We start from the raw sequence: 18,211 nt of genomic DNA, 5'->3' as shown, positions 1-18,211 counted from the left end.
CTGACAACCTTAGGTGTGCAGAAATATGATAATCATCAACATGATGCAGCAGCGGCGTTGTCAGTCTTGCCGGTGTCAACAGGGAGGAAGCATGTGCGGTTACCCGTGTTTGCGGGCGATCAGTACATTCAGCGGTGCCATGGGAAATGCCTGATGACGACGAGTTTCGACGGAGGTAAAGCCCGTTTCTAACAGCCACTGCGTCAGTTGACCTTCCCGCGTGACGTGGCGTCCACTCATTTGCATCGGCAGGTAGAACGGCAAAACCGGTGCGGCATCCTCCGGCGCTTCGGCAATCTCCGCCTGTGCCAGAACCAGCGTGCCCTCCGATGACAGCGTATCGTGGAGCGTGGTCAGCATGGTGGGGATATCTTCGACAAAATGCAGGAACGAAGAGCTCCAAATCAGATCGTATTTCTCGCTGGGTAATGCGCCGCTTTGCGCTGACAGGCGTGCAGATAATCCGGCTGCGTCGATATTGCGCTGCGCCACGGCGGCGGTCTGCGGCAGGTCATACACCGTGCCGGAGATCTGAGCATGACGCAGCGCCAGCGTAATCGCCACCCAGCCGGGGCCGCCGCCCAGATCGAGAACGTGTCTGATTTGTGGGAAATCCGGCAGGCTGGCGATCAACTGCTCGGCACGGTCGGCCGTTATTGCCCGCTGCTCCTGAGCGATTTGCTGTTCCGCGGCATTGGCCCACGCCGCATCGCGCGGTAATTCGCTCAACTGCGTTTGCAAAGGCTGAGACATACTGTCGCCGAGCCCCTGACCAAACTGACGCAGGCTGGTCAGGCGAAAGCGCCAGGCGTCGCCCAGAAAACGTGAACTGCTGCGACAGAGCACGGCGGCGCAAGCCGGAGCGGTGCAATAGCCGTCGTGATGGCGCGTCAATAGCTGCATGCTCCACAGGATCTCAAGCAGAAACCCGGTTTTCTCCTGCTGCCAGCCCAGCGCTTCCGCCAGTTGCTGCGGCGTGGTGACTTCTTCCAGCCGGTCGAAAATCTGCTGTTCCAGCGCCAGATATAAGGCATCCGCCTTCACGCTGCTGGCGGCAAGCTGCCATAACGTCTCTAATGGATTCATAGGTGGTTTTTCCCATTGATGGTCAGTCGATAGGGAATATGCTATCTATAAATGAGAATCGTTATTATGTTCATTGTTATGCGAGACGGCATTTTTCATATGCAAAACGGCGGGGGGAAGATGGCGCAAAGACAGCAACGGGGGCGAGAGGGACTACCGTCAGGTGACCGGTGCCGGATGAGTGAGGTGAATCGTTCTGATTCGCGTCGGATACTGCCAGGCAACATCGGTGAGTGCTGGTCGGATTTCAGCCGTATTGATGCGGATCTGTCGCTGGCGCGTTCGCAATATCGCCCGTATCGTGCCTTGGTGGAAGAAACGCAGAACCCGCATTCGCAGCCGATGCTGATCATGACGTTTGCGCTGGCAGGGGAGTCTGCTTATTACGATTGCGGCGGCTCATCGATCGGGTTTCGCCAGCAGCATGTCACGATGACGACGTTTGGTGCCAGCGCGGGCGAGCGCCATTATCAGGCGCAGCAGCAGGTCGATCAGCTACGGCTGCTGGTGGGGAAAACGGCGGCAGCGCGCTATTTTGGCGCGGACTGTGCCGAGCAGTTGTTCAACGATGATAGAGTACAGCTGCGCGCATTTACGCCCGTCTCTGCGGCCAGTCAGGTGCACGTCAATGCGCTGTGCGGTGATGGCGATCCGCTAAATCGCCATATCCACGCCTTAAGCCTGCTGGCACAGTATAGGCACGTCCTACAACCGGAAGAGAAGCGCGGCGCTATTCACCCACAGGAACGGCAGCAATTGGAGCAGGTATGCCGTTGGATGCGCGAGCATCTGGCCGAACCGCTGACGCTAGCCTGTATTGCGGCTCAGGCGGGAATGAGTGAGTCCAGACTCAAACTGGGGTTTCATCGCTGCTTTGCGACCACGCCGGGTAAGATGCTAGTGCGGATACGGATGGAACGGGCGCATCAGCTACTGGAACAGGGATTTCAGGTGGCGCAGACGGCCTGGCAAGTTGGCTATCGACACCCTGCTAATTTCAGTCTGGCATTTACACGCTATTTTAACCGTAACCCGAAAATGATTACTTCGCGTAAGTAAAAATACCCCACTGACAGTAATGTGATGATTTTGTCATAACTATTTACCATTATTTTCCTTTTATTATATTCCCGCGCGTTATTTGGGCATGCGGTGTCTGAATCCGAGCTTTTATCCAAATTCTTCTATACTTCATCCAGCAGTGTCAACGTGTAATGAATATTGCGACCAATAAGCAGTTTATTTTTCAGCGTGCAGTCGGGTGGTTCCCTGTGCATGAAAAAGCGTGTTTCATTTTTAATAAACGGTCGCTTTTTAAGCAAAGGAAAAAAGGATGAGATTAAAAAAGAAAAAAATCGAACCGATGAAAATTCAGGACATTACCATTATTGATAATGCCAGACTTAAAAAAGCCATTACCGCAGCCGCATTGGGTAATGCGATGGAATGGTTTGATTTTGGTGTCTATGGCTTTGTGGCGTATGCGCTCGGACAGGTCTTTTTCCCCGGAGCCGATCCTGGCGTACAAATGATTGCCGCGCTGGCAACGTTCTCGGTTCCCTTTTTGGTTCGGCCACTCGGCGGAATATTCTTTGGTGCGATGGGGGATAAATTTGGCCGCCAGAAAGTTCTGTCGATCACCATTATTATCATGTCGGTGAGCACATTCTGTATTGGCTTGATTCCATCCTATGAGTCGATTGGTATTTGGGCACCGATACTGCTGTTATTGGCGAAACTGGCGCAGGGATTCTCCGTCGGGGGTGAATATACCGGTGCGGCGATTTTCGTTGCTGAATATTCCCCGGACAGACGACGCGGCTTTTTAGGGAGCTGGCTGGATTTCGGTTCTATTGCCGGGTTCGTGATGGGCGCGGGCGTCGTGGTGCTCATTTCTTCCATCGTGGGAGAAGAAAGTTTTCTGGATTGGGGATGGCGTATTCCGTTCTTTATTGCTGCGCCGCTCGGATTAATTGGGATTTATTTGCGCCATGCGTTGGAAGAAACACCGACGTTCCAACAGCACGTTGACAAGATTGATAAAGAATCAAAAGACAGCATCCAATCCCCGCCGAAGATTTCTCTGCGTGAAATTGTGACCAAGCAATGGAAAGGTCTGCTGATCTGTATCGGGATGGTGATTACTACCAATGTCACCTATTACATGCTGCTGACCTACATGCCGAGCTACCTTTCACACAGCCTGAATTACTCGGAAGATCACGGGGTGATGATTATTATTGCCGTCATGATCGGGATGCTGTTTGTGCAGCCGGTGATGGGACTGATGAGCGACCGCTATGGGCGTAAACCGTTTATTATTTGCGGCAGTATTGGGCTGCTGCTGCTGTCGGTGCCCAGCTTCATCTTGATCAACAGCGATGTGATTGGACTGATTTTCTGCGGATTACTGATGCTGGCCGTACTGCTGAATTCGTTCACGGGGGTGATGGCTTCAACGCTGCCTGCACTGTTTCCGACGCATATTCGTTATAGCGCACTGGCGACCTCATTTAACGTTTCCGTACTGGTTGCGGGCTTTACGCCAACGGCGGCGGCGTGGCTGGTGGAATCAACCAGTAACTTATATATGCCGGCGTATTACCTGATGGTGATTGGGCTGATCGGCCTGATTACCGGGATGTCGATGCGTGAAACCGCTAATCAGCCGCTGAAAGGCGCAACGCCCGCGGCATCGGATCGGACGGAAGCCAAAGAGCTGTTGCAGGAACAGTACGACAATATCGAGCAGAAAATAGAAGAGATTGATGAGCAAATCGCCGAGCTGGAGAAGAAAAGAAAACGGCTGACCGAACAGCATCCTGAGATTAATTGACACAATTTACTGACCATAAACAAGCGCCACGAATGTAGCGCTTATCAGGCCGTTGACAAACCTATTTGCAGAACGAAAACGGGAGTAACGGAATAGAAGAGTAAAGCGTTTGCGCCAGGGATGGCGCAAGCCGAGCGTACATGGACGTATTCACAGCGTCTTTACGATCTATCCGTTACTCCCGCTCTACGAATTTTGTCTGCAACCTCAAGCGCCACGGATGTGGCGCTGTTGCTATGTCGCGTACAACGACTCTGTCACGTAGGGCTAGCGACCAATGAGCCGCAGCTGGGTGCAAAACGGGCAACCACAGCCGTTAATGGAGGTCGCATCGCACTGGCCGGGATGAATGGTTTCCAGCCCCATTGGCGTAAAGCCTGCAAAGGTGCGCTTAGGTTCATCAATATTGTTCAATCCACTCTCCGTAGACTGAGCCATTTTTGCCTGAAACGCCGAGGCTTGTGTCGCGACGAGGGAAAGAAACAGAACTGACAGACCTTTTTTCATTGGGCTTATCCGCTATGGAGTTTGGTTTGTTATAACATAACGTATTTAGTCACGCTAGAGCAGCCGACCGCCCGAATAGGGTCGGCTGTCTAACCGCGTCGTCCGATTAACGGAACGGTGGCTCGTTAAAGGTGCGCAGTTTACGCGAGTGCAGCTTATCGCTTTCCGCCCGCAGCAGATCGATGGCGCAGATGCCAATCTGCAAATGCTCTGAAATCGCCCCTTCATAGAAACGGTTTGCCTGTCCCGGCAGCTTGATTTCGCCGTGCAACGGTTTATCCGAGACACACAGCAGCGTGCCGTAAGGGACACGGAAGCGATACCCCTGTGCGGCAATCGTCGCACTTTCCATATCTACCGCGACGGCGCGACTGAGGTTAAACCGCAGGGCAGAGGCCGCGTAGCGTAGCTCCCAGTTGCGGTCATCGGTGGTAACCACCGTGCCGGTACGCAGACGCTGTTTAACTTCTTCCCCCGGCATACCGCTGACCATCTTGGTGGCGTCATACAGCGCGCGCTGCACCTCGGCAATGCTGGGAATCGGGATATCCGGCGGTAGCACGGCGTCAAGTACGTGATCGTCACGCAGGTAAGCATGCGCCAGCACATAATCACCGATGGACTGGCTTTCGCGCAGGCCGCCACAGTGGCCGATCATCAACCAGGCATGCGGACGCATCACCGCGAGGTGATCGCAGATGGTTTTCGCGTTGGATGGCCCGACGCCAATGTTGACCATCGTAATCCCTTTACCCTGACGAGGAATCAGATGATAGGCCGGCATCTGGTGGTTCTTCCAGGCCAGATCGGACACTGTCTGCTCGGGGTTTGGCGTCTCGGCGGTGATGTAAATACCGCCAGCACAAGATAGCGCCTCATACGGGCTATCGGGATCGGCAATTTGCGCACAGGCCCAGCGTACAAATTCATCGACATAACGTGTGTAGTTGGTGAAGAGGATGAACGGCTGAATATGTTCTACCGGTGTGCCGGTGTAGTGACGAAGCCGCGCCAGCGAGAAATCGGTACGTAGCGCGTCGAAGTGCGATAGCGGCGACGTGGTGGTGGCGTGAAACAGCCCATCTGCCGTCTCGTCTCCAATCTGTGACAGTTCCGTAGTGGGGAAATGTTTGGCGATACCGGCACTCATCGAACGGTCAAGAATCAGATCGGAACCGTCGAGCACGTAGGGGAACGGAATTTCCTGCTGTGACGGGCTAACCTCGATGGTGACGTCATAATCCCCCTCCAGCAGCGCCAGCTGTTCCGCCAGATAAGCACGTAAAAATGCCGGACGGGTAACGGTAGTGGAGTAACTGCCGGGATGGGTAAAACGCCCATAGGCGCGATGGCGGGGATGGCCGGTCGAATTGCCACTCCAGCTAACGCGGAGAGCAGGGTAGGCAAATAGCCCCGCCGTGCGCGCGTTAGCATCAGGCAGCGTGCCATCATTGATGAAGTCCCCGATGGCGTCGCGCAGCGCCGAAACGGCGTCATCATACAGCGCTTCCAGTTTATCCAGAGTCTGAGTGACGGTAAGACTGACGTGGGATCCGCTGTTATGCATATTCTCTCCTTTAAATTCTGTACTTAGGCAGAAGTTAGCTCACAGCGTAACTGAAGATGCACAGCCCCGCCATCGTGAAATCTGGCGGAGCTGTGAACGTGGAGAGAAGCGGGCGCTTAAGCTGTGTCCCATAATAGATTAGTGCTTGTGGCGACCGGAAAGATTCGCCGCGCTCACCGCCAGTATCGACAGCACGCCGAGTGCCGCCGCCGGTGCCAGCACACCCCAGAAGGCGCGTTCGATATACGGCATCCCTTCAGCCAGCACGCGTCCCCATTCCGGCGTCGGCGGTGATGCGCCCAGCCCCAAAAAGCCGAGCGATGCCAGAGCCAGCGCAATGCCAGGTAGTTTCAGCATAGCGTGACGGAAAAGCGGGCCAATCAGCGCGGGCAGAATATAGAACAGGCTACGCCGTATCGGGCCGACGCCGATAATCGGCAGCATTCGAATATAAGGGCGCGCATTGATTTCAGCCACCAACGCCGCCATGTGGGCTGCGAGCGGTGCCCAACTCACGGCAATCACGGCAATCGCCGCACCCGTTGCCGTCGGGCCGTTTACCGCAGCGACCAGCAGCCCGGCAATGACTGGCGGCAGGGCGTTAGTCACTTCAATCGGGCCGGTGAACAGACGCGGAAAGAGCCCAACCAACAGGCCAATTGCCAGACAGGCCAGCGACACCGCCAGCGCCAGCAGACAGGTATTTAACGTACCGTGTGCGACGCGTGCCAGCAAATCACGCCCCATCGCATCCGCGCCAAAAGGCAGCAGGAACGACGGTGGCTGCAGACGCAGAAAGGCCGAAGTATAGGGATCGCGCGGCAGGCCAGCCAGCAACAGCAGCGCCAGCAGCAGCACGCAGATAATCGGCAGCCATATAGCATGGCGAGACGCAGGGCTACCGTGCTCTTCCGGCACGGGCATCGCGCCGCTCCGCAGCGCGCGTCCGAGAATCAGCAGCCGAACGCCGCTGGCGGCGATGCCAGCCAGCGAGGCGATGAGTAAGAGAATCAGCACGCCGACCTGCAAGGCGGGCAGATCCTGTGCCGCTGCCGCCCCTAGCGTGGCGCGTCCCAGACCGGGAATCGCGAATACTTTTTCGACGGCGATGGCACCGCCTGTTAACGAGACCAGCACCAGCCCGACCAGCGGCATCACGCTGGGCAACGTGCGTTTCAGCACCGCCAGCGCGATATGACGACGGCTCACGCCAGCGACACTCCAGGTGGTGAGCCAGTTTTCGCTGAAGGTGGCGGATAGCGCGTCGGCAATAATCCGGCCAAGGTAGCCGCCTGCTGGAATACCGAGCGCCAGAGACGGCAGCACCGCGTAGTGCAGGCCCAGCCAGCCATAAGGGGGAAACCACTGTAGCCAGACGGCACCGACAATCAGCAGAAATGACGCCAGCAGGAATTCGGGCAGTGCGGTAAACAAGGAGGCAAACAGGCCACCTGAACGATGAATCTGACCGCGTAACCCCTGCCGAAAGGTAGGGGCGCACAGCACGGCAGCCAGTGTGAAGGCCACCAGCGCCGAGGAGGCCATTAGCGTGATCGAGACACCCGCCGCTTGCAGCATCCCCGGAAGGACCGGTCGGCCAGAAACCCAGGAATTGCCCGCATCGCCGTGCAACAGACCCGTCAGCCAGTTCAGCAGCAATTGCAGCGGGCCTTGATCCAGCCCGAGTGAGTGACGAATCGCGTTTAGCGTTTCCGCCGTCGCTTCCTGCTCGCCGGAACGGGCGCGCAGCAGCGCCAGCGCCGGATCCTGACCGGATAACCACGGCAACATGCCAATCAGCACCACAATCCCCGCCAGCGTCAGCAGCCGCGAAAACAGCGGGATCAGCACGCCGTATCGCGGGCGTTGCGTCTGGTTGATGGTCGCACAGGTGCGGCAATACAGCGATTCGCTCATAAACTCGTCATCTTTCTGGTTGCGGATGCACTATCCGTTACTTGGCGCCGGTAACAATATGCGTAGCGGCGTTAATCAGCGTACGTTCACGCGGGTCGCGCAGTGCGTCTTTTACCTGTGCGCTTTCACCTTGGATTACGCGTTCATGCAGCATTGGGATCGCGGCATCGCTGGCAAGGATCAGGTTTTCTGCCTGCATGATGGCCTGACGGCGTGCTTCGCCAGCAGGAATCGTAGCCGCTTTCTGTAACGCCTGATCGATCTCCGGGCGACACAGTTGAGCCATATTGAACGACCCTTCACAGGCGAAGTCGCTGTATAAATAAGCGACTGGATCGCCGGAATCCAGCACCGTCGCGCGCGATAAGATAAAGGCGTCAAACTTGCCTGCCAGCGCGTCGGATTCGATCTGTGCATATTCACGCACCACCTGTTTTACCGTAAATCCGGCGGCGGTAAGCTGTTGTGCCAGATAGACCGCAACTTCAGGCAGTTCGGCGCGATCGCTGAAGGTTGCCAGCGTAATGGTGGCACCCGCAGGCGTACCGGCTTTGACCGGATTCGCCACCGGCTGACGCAGCTGCGCCGCCCACGGCAGCGCAGGGCCTAACAGACCTTGTGCGATATCGGCACGCTTCTCATACACGTTATCCACCAACTGCTGGCGATTGATCGCATCGCGCACGGCGGCACGCATCGCAGGATCCTGCATCACGCCATGGCGCGTATTCAGATACAGCGTATTGGTGCGAGGCATCGGGACTTCATGTACCAGCGATTGATCCAGCAACGGTGCCTGTGAAACGGGAATGGCTTCGACAATATCTGCCGTGCCGGTACGTAATGCGGCAGCGCGCGCTGCGCCATCGGACACAAAGCTGACGTCGATACCGCTAGCCTGTGCTTTCTCACCCCAGTAACCGTCGAATCGATCCAATACCGCGCTGCTGGTGCCGGTGACGGTACGCAGAACGAACGGGCCGCTTCCGGTGTTGATCGGATTGACGACGCCATTTTTACCGTATGCTGCAGTGGAAAGAATCGCCAACTGCGGACTGGATAAACGCTGCGGCAACAGCGGATCCGGTTTAGCCGTGGAGACAACGACGGCGTTATCGCCATCGGCTTTTACCGTTAACTGCACGCCGTCCAGAATGCGCGGTTTGGGGGCGGCAGTGGAGGCCACGGTGAGCGCATTCACTACCGTGGCGGCGTTTAAGGCGGTGTTATCGTGAAAATGGACGTTCGGGCGTAATTCAAAACGCCAGGATTTATCATCGATCTGCTGCCATTTTGTCGCCAGCGCAGGCTGGGCTTCGCCGAGTTTGTCGAGTACCACCAGTGTTTCTGCGGTGCTCCAACGCGACAGCTTAAAGGCATCATCGCTCAGCGGTGTCAGGCCGGAGCGCGGGGGCTGAAGCATCGCCAGTTTGATTCGACCGTCATGATGCGAGGTGTGGTTTTCCTCCGGCTCGTTGAAGCAACCTGAAAGCAGCAGCGTGGCTGATAGCAAGCCAGAAATGGGCCACAGGCGATTACGCATATTCATCAATCTGTCCTTATTCATTCACGGTTGAAGCGGATTTAAACGGGCGGCAGATGACCATCATCGCCAGCGAACTGCAAAACGGTACGGCGGCGAGCAGCACCCACGGAATAGCGGCCTGCGGTGACGGCGTCAGCGCGCGGTCAAGCTGGCTGCCGAGGATAAAGTTGCCGACCAGAACGGCGATGCCACCCATCGAAGCCAGCGCGCCATAGTGCGCACCCAAATTCTGGTTGTTGGCAAAGCGCGGGATAAGGTCCATCCCGACGGGAACGATCAGCATTTGACCCAGCGTCAGCAGCGTAATTAACGAGATAGCGGGAAGCAGGCGCTGCCAGCCTTCAGGCGGCGTGCTGGAGGCAAAGAGCGCGACGCTAAAGAACGATGCAGCTAGCAGCGCAAAGCCCAGTGGCAGCATGCGTGCCGCGCCAACCCGGCGGGCAAAACGCGCCAGCGGGAGCTGCAATCCGATCACCAGCAGGGAAGCAAGCACAAATAGCGGACCGAGATCTTTCTCGCTGCTGCCGGAGCGATGTAGTTCAACCGGCAGCGCCAGATAGAGCTGGTTGTAGCTGAACAGATAAGCGCTGTAGGCAATGATGAACGCGACAAAACGGCGCTGGCGGAAAGTTTCCCACCACGGGGCAATCTGCAATTCTCCCCGATTACGCTGCGTTGGCGGTAGGCTGAAAAATAGGATGATGAGTGCGATAACAAACACGCCCGCACCGGCTAGCGCCACGCGCTGGAATCCGTATCCCGCCAGCACGGAACCGAGCAACGGCCCCAGTACCGCGCCTAACTCGCCGCAAATAGCAAACAGGGCGAACCACTCAGAGCGGCTACGTTTTCCCTCTTTTTCACTTTGCGTACCGGCCTGTGCCATCAGCGCTTCAATGGCGGGGGAGAACAGAGCACCGCCGACACCGGTCAGACAGGCACCAAGGATGATCGGCCACAGCGAGTCGCCTAACGCCAGCAGGAGATAGCCGCTGATACGCACGACGCAGCCGCACAGGATGATCACGCGCGCACCAAAGCGATCGGCCAGCGCACCGCCGACTAAAAACATGCCCTGCTGAGAAAAGGTGCGTAAGCCAATCACCAGCCCGATAGCCCAGCCGGAAAGCAGCATATCGTCACGCAGGAAAATAGCCAGAAACGGCACGACGGCATAAAAGCCAATGTTGAAAACCAGCTGGCTACCCAGAAGTAACGGGGGATAAGGCCGCGGGGCGCGGTTGGCGGTAAGGTCTGACATGTCATGATCCGTTATAAAAAGCCCGTTACGGGGAATGTGTTATTGATGCGATATTTTATGGTAAAAAGCGCGTTTTCAGCGAGCTAATAGCCCGACGTCGATAGGGCGGGAACGGCCTGCAACAGACGGGCGGTGTGCGCCTGCTGCGGCGAAGCCAGCACCTCGGCTGTGGGGCGATCTTCAATAATGCGTCCGTCGTCCATGACCAGCATTCTGTCGCACAGCCCGGCGAGCATAGAAATGTCGTGCGAGACCATCAGCAAGCCCATCTTATTTTGTTCGGTAACCTGTTGAAGCAGGGCTTTAATTTGTTCACGTAGCGGTAAGTCCAGGCCGCTGACGGGCTCGTCTGCCAATAAAAACTCGGGTCGAACGATCAGCGCTCGTGCCAGCGCCACGCGCTGTGCCTGTCCTCCGGAAAGCTGCCCGGCGACCTTATCCAGAAGCGTGACGCTCAGTCCTACCTGATCCATGACGTCGCCCAGGCGGGCAGAATGATTTCGATTAGCATGACGGACCTCATCGGGGCGGAGTCGCTTCAACGGCTCGATGAGGAGATCGGCGACGCGCTGACGCGGCGCGAGCGAGCCTGCCGGATCCTGCGGAATGTACTGAACGCGGCGGCGATACCAGAGCAGCGAACGCACCGAACCGGGCGTAATCAGGTTGCCGTCGCAGTACACCGCGCCACGCTCCGGCGCTTCAAGCGCGAGCAGGGTCTTCAGTAATGTGGATTTACCACAGCCGGACGCACCAACCAGCCCGACGCGTTCGTGCTGTTGCAGGTTCAGCGACAGGTCGTGAAAAATCACACTGGCAGGATCGGCCTTGTGCCACGGCAAACGTGAAGTCTGGCGATAGCGGCTAACGTGCTCAAGACTTAAAAACGGTGAGGGAACCGCATGCAGGTGGTGGCTCATCCGGCGAGTGCTCCGGCAGCGGGTAACATCCTGTCGGATAACAAGGTGTCAGATAAAAGCGTGTCAGCGCGACGAGCGGCAGCGACCAGACTACGGGTATAGGACTGCTGTGGTGCATTCAGTAATTGCTGCATACTGCCAGATTCAATGACTCGCCCGTTTTCCATCACCAGACCACGCTGGCAGAGTTGGGCGGCAACGGCGATATCATGCGTAATAAACAGCAGAGCGGGAGCATCCGGCTGCGTGCTACGTTCCTGTAAAACCTGCAATACCTGCTGCTGGGTCATGACATCGAGCGCGGTTGTGGGTTCATCTGCTACCAGCAGGCGCGTTTTGCCGAGCAACGCAAGGGTAATGCAAATGCGCTGACGCTGACCGCCGGACAGTTCGGCAGGATAGCGTTGCAACAGGTTGGGAATATCATCCAGTTTCATAGCAGCCAGAAGCGCAGAAAGTTCAGCGGAAGAGGTGGTTTTCAACGCCAGTGACAGCTGTTTTCCCAACGGCATGAGGGGATTGAGCGCCGTTGCTGAGTCCTGGAACACCGCAGAGACGCGGCTAACTGGTGGGCGTGCCAGCGCTTTCAACTGACCGACCTCTTCGCCATTCACCCGAATACTGCCGCGAACCTGGCAGCCTGACGGCGGCGTGCCGATGACGGCTTTGGCGGTGAGGGATTTACCAGAACCGGACGCACCGAGTAAACAGACACGTTCACCCGCGAACAGCGTAAAGCTGATATCGCTGACTTTGGTTTCACCGCCCATAGACAGGCCCAGGTTTTCTACCTGAAGAATGGCGTTTGTGTGTCTGTTCCGGTTAATCATGGATAACGTATAGGGTCAGTGTAAATCGATATGTAATAACATAACAAATTACGACGAAGTGATGCAAAGGAAATGTGATCCAGCGCGTATAAATTGGCGCAGAGACGCCGTCTTAGTCGACCGCGTCGATGATTAAATAGAGGGGGGTAAAGAATAAACCGTAGGGAAGCGCGGACTATCTCGTGGCGTTGTATTTTTAGAGCCTACTCATTCGATGAGTCAACAAGCTCTGCCAGTTCTGCCGCGCTTAACTGAGTAATCTGACAAATTTGAGCAGGTTCCATGCCGCTAAGCAGAAGCTGACGAGCAATGTTTCGAGCACTGGCTTTCATACCTTGCTCTATGCCATGTTGTATCCCCTGCTGCATGCCATGCTTGATGCCTTTTTCAAACCCGATTTTCTCAAGCTGCTGTGCGATGGTCATGATCGCCTCCCGATCCGTTGACAGAGACTGCGCGATTGCCTCAATAAACTCTGCCGGCCTTGATGTATTGCCGCTCCGCGCGATGTAAAACAGAATCGCTCTTTTTTGCGGGAGCGGTACCTGCCAGCGCTCAAATAATAGCCCGATATCCTGCGCCAGTTCCAGCATATCTCGCGTGCGAATGTGTTTTTGTACTAACTCCAGTAGCGCTACGCGGCGATGCGTCTTGATTTCCTCATCTTGGATTACCGTTAGGTCAATCAAAGGAAAGGATGAATTGTAGAGCTTTTCTGCCTGAATAGCGTCGCTAAAACCGTCGAGCCAACGCAGCGTATAGGGATAAGGGCTACGCTGGCCGTGATAAAACAGTAAAGGAACGACGAGCGGCAACGTGTCGTGACCTTGAGAGAGGTGCTGTTGCATAGCAGCCAGCGCGTAGCGCAGCAGGCGAAATGGCATCAGTTTTTCTGGGCGACTCTGATGTTCAATCACACAATAGATATAGCCTTGCCCTGCAGTGGTCTGAATTGAATACAGCATATCCGATATTCTTGCACGTAGTTCCTCGTCAACAAAAGAGGCCGATTGCAGTTGTAGCGAGCTGAAATCGCAGATATTCCTGATTTCCTCTGGCAGATGAATGGCGAAGAAATCCTTTGCGACGGCTGGATCGCTGAGAAACTGTTTAAAAATCGCATCATGCGCGGCCATGCTGTTTTTCCGTCCCTGAATAATCTATAAGCAAGGGTAAAAGAAGCGGATACGGGCAGGGAAGAAGCGCGGAGGACGACTGCGTCGATATGGAAGGATGTACGCAAGAAAAGTGAGAAATGAAAGTAACGACGCGATCTCACTGGGAGCGAGATCGCGTTCAAGGTGTGAGAGTTAAATCTGTTGCTCGGTTAGCCACTGGCGCAGGCGTTCGGGCTGCTGTGCGCCGCTCAGGCGAGCCTGTTCTTCACCATTGATGAGCCATAGCAGGGTCGGTAGCGTCCTGACCGCCAATTGCTCCGCGAGGGTAATGTGATGATCGGCATCCAGATAATGGCTCCGCAAGTCGCGGTATTCCTCGTTATCCAGAATCGTTTCCAACTGGCGATAAAGGCTCTTGCAGTGGACACAGCGCTCTGCGCCGACCAATAACAGCTGTGGGCCACGTTGGGCTGCCAGTTCAGACCAGTCGTCGGCGGTCAGTGGAGCAAAGCGCTCACGGTTGACGGCAAAGAGTTTCGGGCTGCGTTTGAGGTCTTCGCTGTCGGTCGCGACGCACAGGGCATCGCCGCTCTTTTTGTAGGGGCGCGTGCCGTCGATACGAACCACGCTAGCGAAGCCGGGGGCGGCGGCACCGGGTTGACGTAGCTGGGTGTTGTCGGGAGCAATCACCGGAGTTTCCTGTGGACGCGGCAGCTGTGGCACCCACTCGTAGGGCACGCGGTAGGCGCGATACAACATGTTAGTGTTCACCGTTTTTCCCCAGTAGGGGGAAATAAACTCCCAGACAATTTCGTGATCGACGGTGACTTCAAAGAGTCGGCCGTTGGCCCCTTCGTTGATCAGTGTATTACCGTTCGGCAGACGTTGGATATTGCTGATGTACGGGCTGTAAAAACGGAAGGCGTCGGTCGGGTGCGGGATGCCCGCTTCGTACGGTGAATAGCGCCAGACAATATCCAGCGTTATCGGATTGATTTCCAGCACGCGGGAATAGTCACGCCAGGCGTTTTTCACGCCGTCGGCTGATGCCGGATTGGGCGCGCCGTAGCCTGCCCAGCCACCGTTATCAAACACCAGAATATTGCCCGCGCCCGGCAAGCCTGCGGGGATCATATGCGCGTGATGCTGGCCGATAATCCAGCCGATGTGTTTGAGTTCAGGTGTGTTGTAGTTGGGGCCAAGCTGCCAGACGATATTGCCGCTTTGCTTGTCGATGATGGCGATTATGTTGGATTCGCGGGCGTCCCAGATGATGTTATCCGGGTGAAAACGGGTATCGCCCTGATCGAACCACGGATTGGGGCCGAGTGCCGACATGGAGTTGATGTGCATCCAGTCGCCCATGCCGCCGCCGCTTTTGCGCAGGTTAGGATTGTTGTACAGTGCGGTTTTCGCATCGTCGTCAAAACCCAGCTCGTCGAAATGGTCGCTGCAACGCCATTCCCACAAGATGTTGCCCTCCCAGTCCACTTCGATGATGGTGTCGTCGAGCAGCAGTTTGTCGCTAATGCGTTCATTGTGCAGGTTGGTATGCGCCAGCAGTAGCGTGTTGCCGCCGATCGACTGCGGCTCTTGTCCCGGTGCATAATAGCCGACCGGATTGCCGCTGCGCTGGTAGTCATGATGGACGCGCGCCATCCATTCAGGCGGAAGATCGGGATCGGTAATGTGCTCATAGCCGTTGAATTTCCACACGACGTTGCCGTCCCAGTCCACCTGAATCAGGTCGACCATGTCCTGCATGCCGTAGCGCGAGTCGCGTTCGCCGCTGTGCCCGAGAATGTAACCGCCGGGCAGGATTTTATTGGGGAAGCCGTGCAGGCCTTCCCACAGGCGCAGTTCGGTGCCGTTCATATCCACCAGTACCGCGCCACGTTCCAGTGCCTGAAAGACGGTGTAGCCGCCCCAGGCTTTTTCCGGGTTGTAAATCGTTGTGCCGGTTGGGTAGACGGAAGGGTGTCCCATAATGGTGCTCCAGTATTTACGTGTTCAGAGAAGAGAGGGCTGCCGTATCGGCAGGCTGCGTCAGCAAGGCGAGCAACTCGCTGCACTGCTGGTGAAAGGCCTGACTGTCGCGCTGGCGCGGATGCGGCAGCGAAATTGTCGCAATCTGGCGGATACGGCCCGGTCGCGGGGCCAGCACGACGACGCGATCGGCGAGATAGACGGCTTCCTCGACGTCGTGCGTGACCAGCAGCGTGGTGGTGCCTTCCGCCTGATGAATGCGGCGCAGCTCCTGTTGCATCTGCTGACGGGTCAACGCATCCAGTGCGCCAAAAGGCTCGTCCAGCATCAGAATGCGTGGATTGGCGACGAGCCCGCGTGCGATAGCCACACGCTGTGCCATGCCGCCGGAAAGCTGGGCGGGCAAGGCATCGGCAAAATCCTGCAAATGCACGAGTTGAATAAAGTGGTCGATCAGGCGCTTCCGTTCTTTGTCGTCGATGGCTTCATTCGCCAGCCCGAGCGCGATGTTTTGTCGCACCGTCAGCCACGGAAACAGGCGCGGTTCCTGAAACACCATGCCGCGCTCACGCCCGATGCCGCGCACGGTTTTCCCTTCGACCAGCACGCGACCCTGATAGTCGTTGTCCAGACCGACCAGCATACGCAAGAGCGTGGATTTGCCGCAGCCGCTGCTGCCGACAATCGCCACCAGTTCACCGCTGTGGATCGACAGGGAAAAATCCTCAATCACCGTTAACGCCTCGCCCTGTACGCGAAACTGTTTACGAAGCCGATCGAACTGCACCACCGGTGGCGGTGCGTCAATAGTTGTGGACGTCATGCGATTTCTCCTGCGGAACGCCAGCGCGTCATCCGCTGTTCCAGACCTAATCCGACGCGGTCGAGCACCGCGCCCGTTAATCCAATCAACAGCATGCCGCTGATAATCAGGGGCATATCCAGCAGCTGTTGGGCGTTGATCATCAGGCTGCCGATTCCGGTGCCGGATGACATGAAGTATTCCGCACCGATGGTGCCAAGCCAGGCGTAAATCAGCGACAGACGTAAACCGGCGAAGATTGCGGGTGCGGCACCCGGCAGGATCAGCACCCGCAGTCGGGTTGCGAGACGGAGCTGCAATACCTGTGCGACTTCCTGTAAAGCCTGAGAACGCTGGCGGATACCGCGATGGCTGGCCACCAGCATGGGGAAGAAAGAAGCCAGCGCGACAAACGTGATTTTCCCGACGTCGTCGTTGCCAACCCAGGCGGTCAGCAGCGGCAGCCAGGCAAACAGCGCGATCTGGCGCAGCGTCGCGACCGTGGGCGTAAAGAGGGCATCGCTGGTGGCATTCAGCCCCAGCAGCACACCGCACACGAGCCCTGCGATAATGCCGCATACTGCACCAGCAAGCGCACGGGTCAGGCTAGCCTGCATCGCCTCGGTGAGCGAACCGTCACGGACGCCTTGCAGCAGCATGTGCCACACATCAGCGGGCGGTGGCAGCAGCAGCGGATCGATCCAGCCAAAACGGCTGGCCTGTTGCCAGAGCAGCAGAAGCAGGAAGGGTAAAACCAGCGCGGATAAACGGCGAGATGGTGCGGTAGTTAAGCGACTGAGCGGCGGGTGTGGCCAGTAGACCAGACGACGCTCCAACTGATTGATTGCCCACTCCATCGTCAGCCCCGCCAGCCCAATCACGGCGATGCAGACAAATACAATATCCAACTGAAACAGCTGACGTCCCCATACCAGCAGGTAGCCAATGCCCTGAGATGACGCCAGCAGTTCGACCACAATCAGCGATACCCACGCCTGCGAGAGCGCCAGCCGTAAGCCGGTTAACCAGGTGGGGAGCGCGGCGGGCAGTGTTAATTTGATGAGGCGTTGATGCCACGGCAGGCGCAGAGTGCGAGCGACTTCCTGTAGCGCATGCGGCACGTTGCGCACGCCCGTTTGCGTATGCAGCGTCACAGGGATAATCACGGCCTTGATGATGACCGCGAGTTTTAAACCGTCATCAATCCCGAACAGCACCATAAACAGCGGGATCCAGCCCAGCGTTGGGATTTGTGCCAGCGCGTATACCGTCGGGTGCAGCAGGTGTTCGGCGCGGCGCGAGGCGCCCATCAGCGCACCAAGCAGCGTTCCCACCAGAATGCCTGCCAGCAGGCCGCTCGCCAACCGTTGCAGGCTGATAAAGAGCTGCGGCAGGAGATCGTTGTGCCAGAGTTCGACGGCAGTTTTAGCGACGACATCGGGAGCCGGGAGAATCTGAGCGGGCATCCAACCGTAGTGGGTGCTGATATACCACAGGGCCAACAGCGCCAGCGGTACGATGAGTGGCACGACAAGAGAATAGGCTCGTGCTATCGGCAGTGCAGGCCAGACGATCGCGGTTTTTTTCAGCGGTATCGACTTATTCATTTTATTCCCGAAAACCATCGCAGTTGGATGAATAGGGAATAAAAAACAGGTTTCGACGTTGAACGCCAATGCAATAAAGCGATGGTCGCCGTGCAATAAATGCATATGCGTAGCCCGAGCCCGCCAGCCCTGATTTATGCTTTTTTCCGCTGAACAAACTTGTAAATGTTATTTAAGCCTGACGCCGACGGTTCGTTAGTTTTCATGGCAGATGAAACGAATGATTAA

14 protein-coding genes are annotated in these 18,211 nt (G+C 56.7%); 2 read left to right on the top strand and 12 right to left on the bottom strand.

From position 1 onward, the window contains the following. Positions 1–99: 99 nt before the first annotated feature. Positions 100–1,086 (bottom strand): class I SAM-dependent methyltransferase, encoded by a 987-nt coding sequence (locus MYB54_RS14355; protein WP_248720954.1) that lies wholly within the window; start codon positions 1,084–1,086, stop codon positions 100–102. Between the two features lie 66 nt (positions 1,087–1,152). Between MYB54_RS14355 and MYB54_RS14350 the strand changes: the two genes are divergently transcribed. Together MYB54_RS14350 and proP are read left to right on the top strand one after the other, a co-directional pair. Further along, on the top strand, positions 1,153–2,145 hold the full coding sequence (locus MYB54_RS14350; protein ID WP_371928244.1) for an AraC family transcriptional regulator: 993 nt from the start codon (positions 1,153–1,155) through the stop codon (positions 2,143–2,145). Between the two features lie 274 nt (positions 2,146–2,419). Then, a complete protein-coding gene (gene proP, locus MYB54_RS14345; RefSeq protein ID WP_039508940.1) occupies positions 2,420–3,922 on the top strand; it encodes a glycine betaine/L-proline transporter ProP in 1,503 nt (500 codons plus the stop codon). 267 nt (positions 3,923–4,189) lie between these two features. Here the strand turns inward: proP and MYB54_RS14340 are convergent, their stop codons facing one another. The 11 genes from MYB54_RS14340 to MYB54_RS14290 all read right to left on the bottom strand — a co-directional run bounded on the left by MYB54_RS14340 (position 4,190) and on the right by MYB54_RS14290 (position 17,983). Next, positions 4,190–4,429 (bottom strand): hypothetical protein, encoded by a 240-nt coding sequence (locus MYB54_RS14340; protein WP_039468374.1) that lies wholly within the window; start codon positions 4,427–4,429, stop codon positions 4,190–4,192. Between the two features lie 106 nt (positions 4,430–4,535). After that, on the bottom strand, positions 4,536–5,996 hold the full coding sequence (locus tag MYB54_RS14335) for an AMP nucleosidase (RefSeq protein WP_010285567.1): 1,461 nt from the start codon (positions 5,994–5,996) through the stop codon (positions 4,536–4,538). 138 nt (positions 5,997–6,134) lie between these two features. Continuing rightward, positions 6,135–7,913: an ABC transporter permease subunit gene (locus tag MYB54_RS14330; protein ID WP_248720952.1), complete on the bottom strand. Its 1,779-nt coding sequence runs from the start codon at positions 7,911–7,913 to the stop codon at positions 6,135–6,137. Positions 7,914–7,950: 37 nt separating this feature from the next. Next, a complete protein-coding gene (locus MYB54_RS14325; RefSeq protein ID WP_248720951.1) occupies positions 7,951–9,462 on the bottom strand; it encodes an ABC transporter substrate-binding protein in 1,512 nt (503 codons plus the stop codon). Between the two features lie 10 nt (positions 9,463–9,472). Further along, the gene (locus MYB54_RS14320) at positions 9,473–10,720 is read right to left on the bottom strand and encodes an MDR family MFS transporter (RefSeq protein WP_248720950.1); all 1,248 of its coding nucleotides are present in this window, start codon (positions 10,718–10,720) and stop codon (positions 9,473–9,475) included. Positions 10,721–10,803: 83 nt separating this feature from the next. Further along, positions 10,804–11,640: an ABC transporter ATP-binding protein gene (locus tag MYB54_RS14315; RefSeq protein ID WP_205591122.1), complete on the bottom strand. Its 837-nt coding sequence runs from the start codon at positions 11,638–11,640 to the stop codon at positions 10,804–10,806. Continuing rightward, entirely contained in the window at positions 11,637–12,410 is a 774-nt protein-coding gene (locus MYB54_RS14310; protein ID WP_240349905.1) for an ATP-binding cassette domain-containing protein, read from the bottom strand. The genes MYB54_RS14315 and MYB54_RS14310 overlap by 4 nt, the downstream gene beginning before the upstream one ends. A gap of 263 nt (positions 12,411–12,673) precedes the next feature. Then, the gene (locus tag MYB54_RS14305; protein WP_248720949.1) at positions 12,674–13,606 is read right to left on the bottom strand and encodes an Rpn family recombination-promoting nuclease/putative transposase; all 933 of its coding nucleotides are present in this window, start codon (positions 13,604–13,606) and stop codon (positions 12,674–12,676) included. 174 nt (positions 13,607–13,780) lie between these two features. Next, entirely contained in the window at positions 13,781–15,574 is a 1,794-nt protein-coding gene (locus MYB54_RS14300; RefSeq protein ID WP_039287491.1) for an aryl-sulfate sulfotransferase, read from the bottom strand. 16 nt (positions 15,575–15,590) lie between these two features. Continuing rightward, positions 15,591–16,397: an ABC transporter ATP-binding protein gene (locus tag MYB54_RS14295; protein WP_248720948.1), complete on the bottom strand. Its 807-nt coding sequence runs from the start codon at positions 16,395–16,397 to the stop codon at positions 15,591–15,593. Then, positions 16,394–17,983 carry an ABC transporter permease gene (locus MYB54_RS14290; protein WP_248720947.1) on the bottom strand — a complete coding sequence of 530 codons (1,590 nt, stop codon included), beginning with the start codon at positions 17,981–17,983 and terminating at the stop codon, positions 16,394–16,396. Before MYB54_RS14290 ends, MYB54_RS14295 begins: the two co-directional genes overlap by 4 nt. Between the last annotated feature and the right edge of the window lie 228 nt (positions 17,984–18,211).

Source organism: Pectobacterium nicotianae, from assembly GCF_023272715.1.
Lineage (GTDB): Bacteria > Pseudomonadota > Gammaproteobacteria > Enterobacterales > Enterobacteriaceae > Pectobacterium > Pectobacterium brasiliense.
This window is presented reverse-complemented; position numbering and strand designations above follow the sequence as displayed.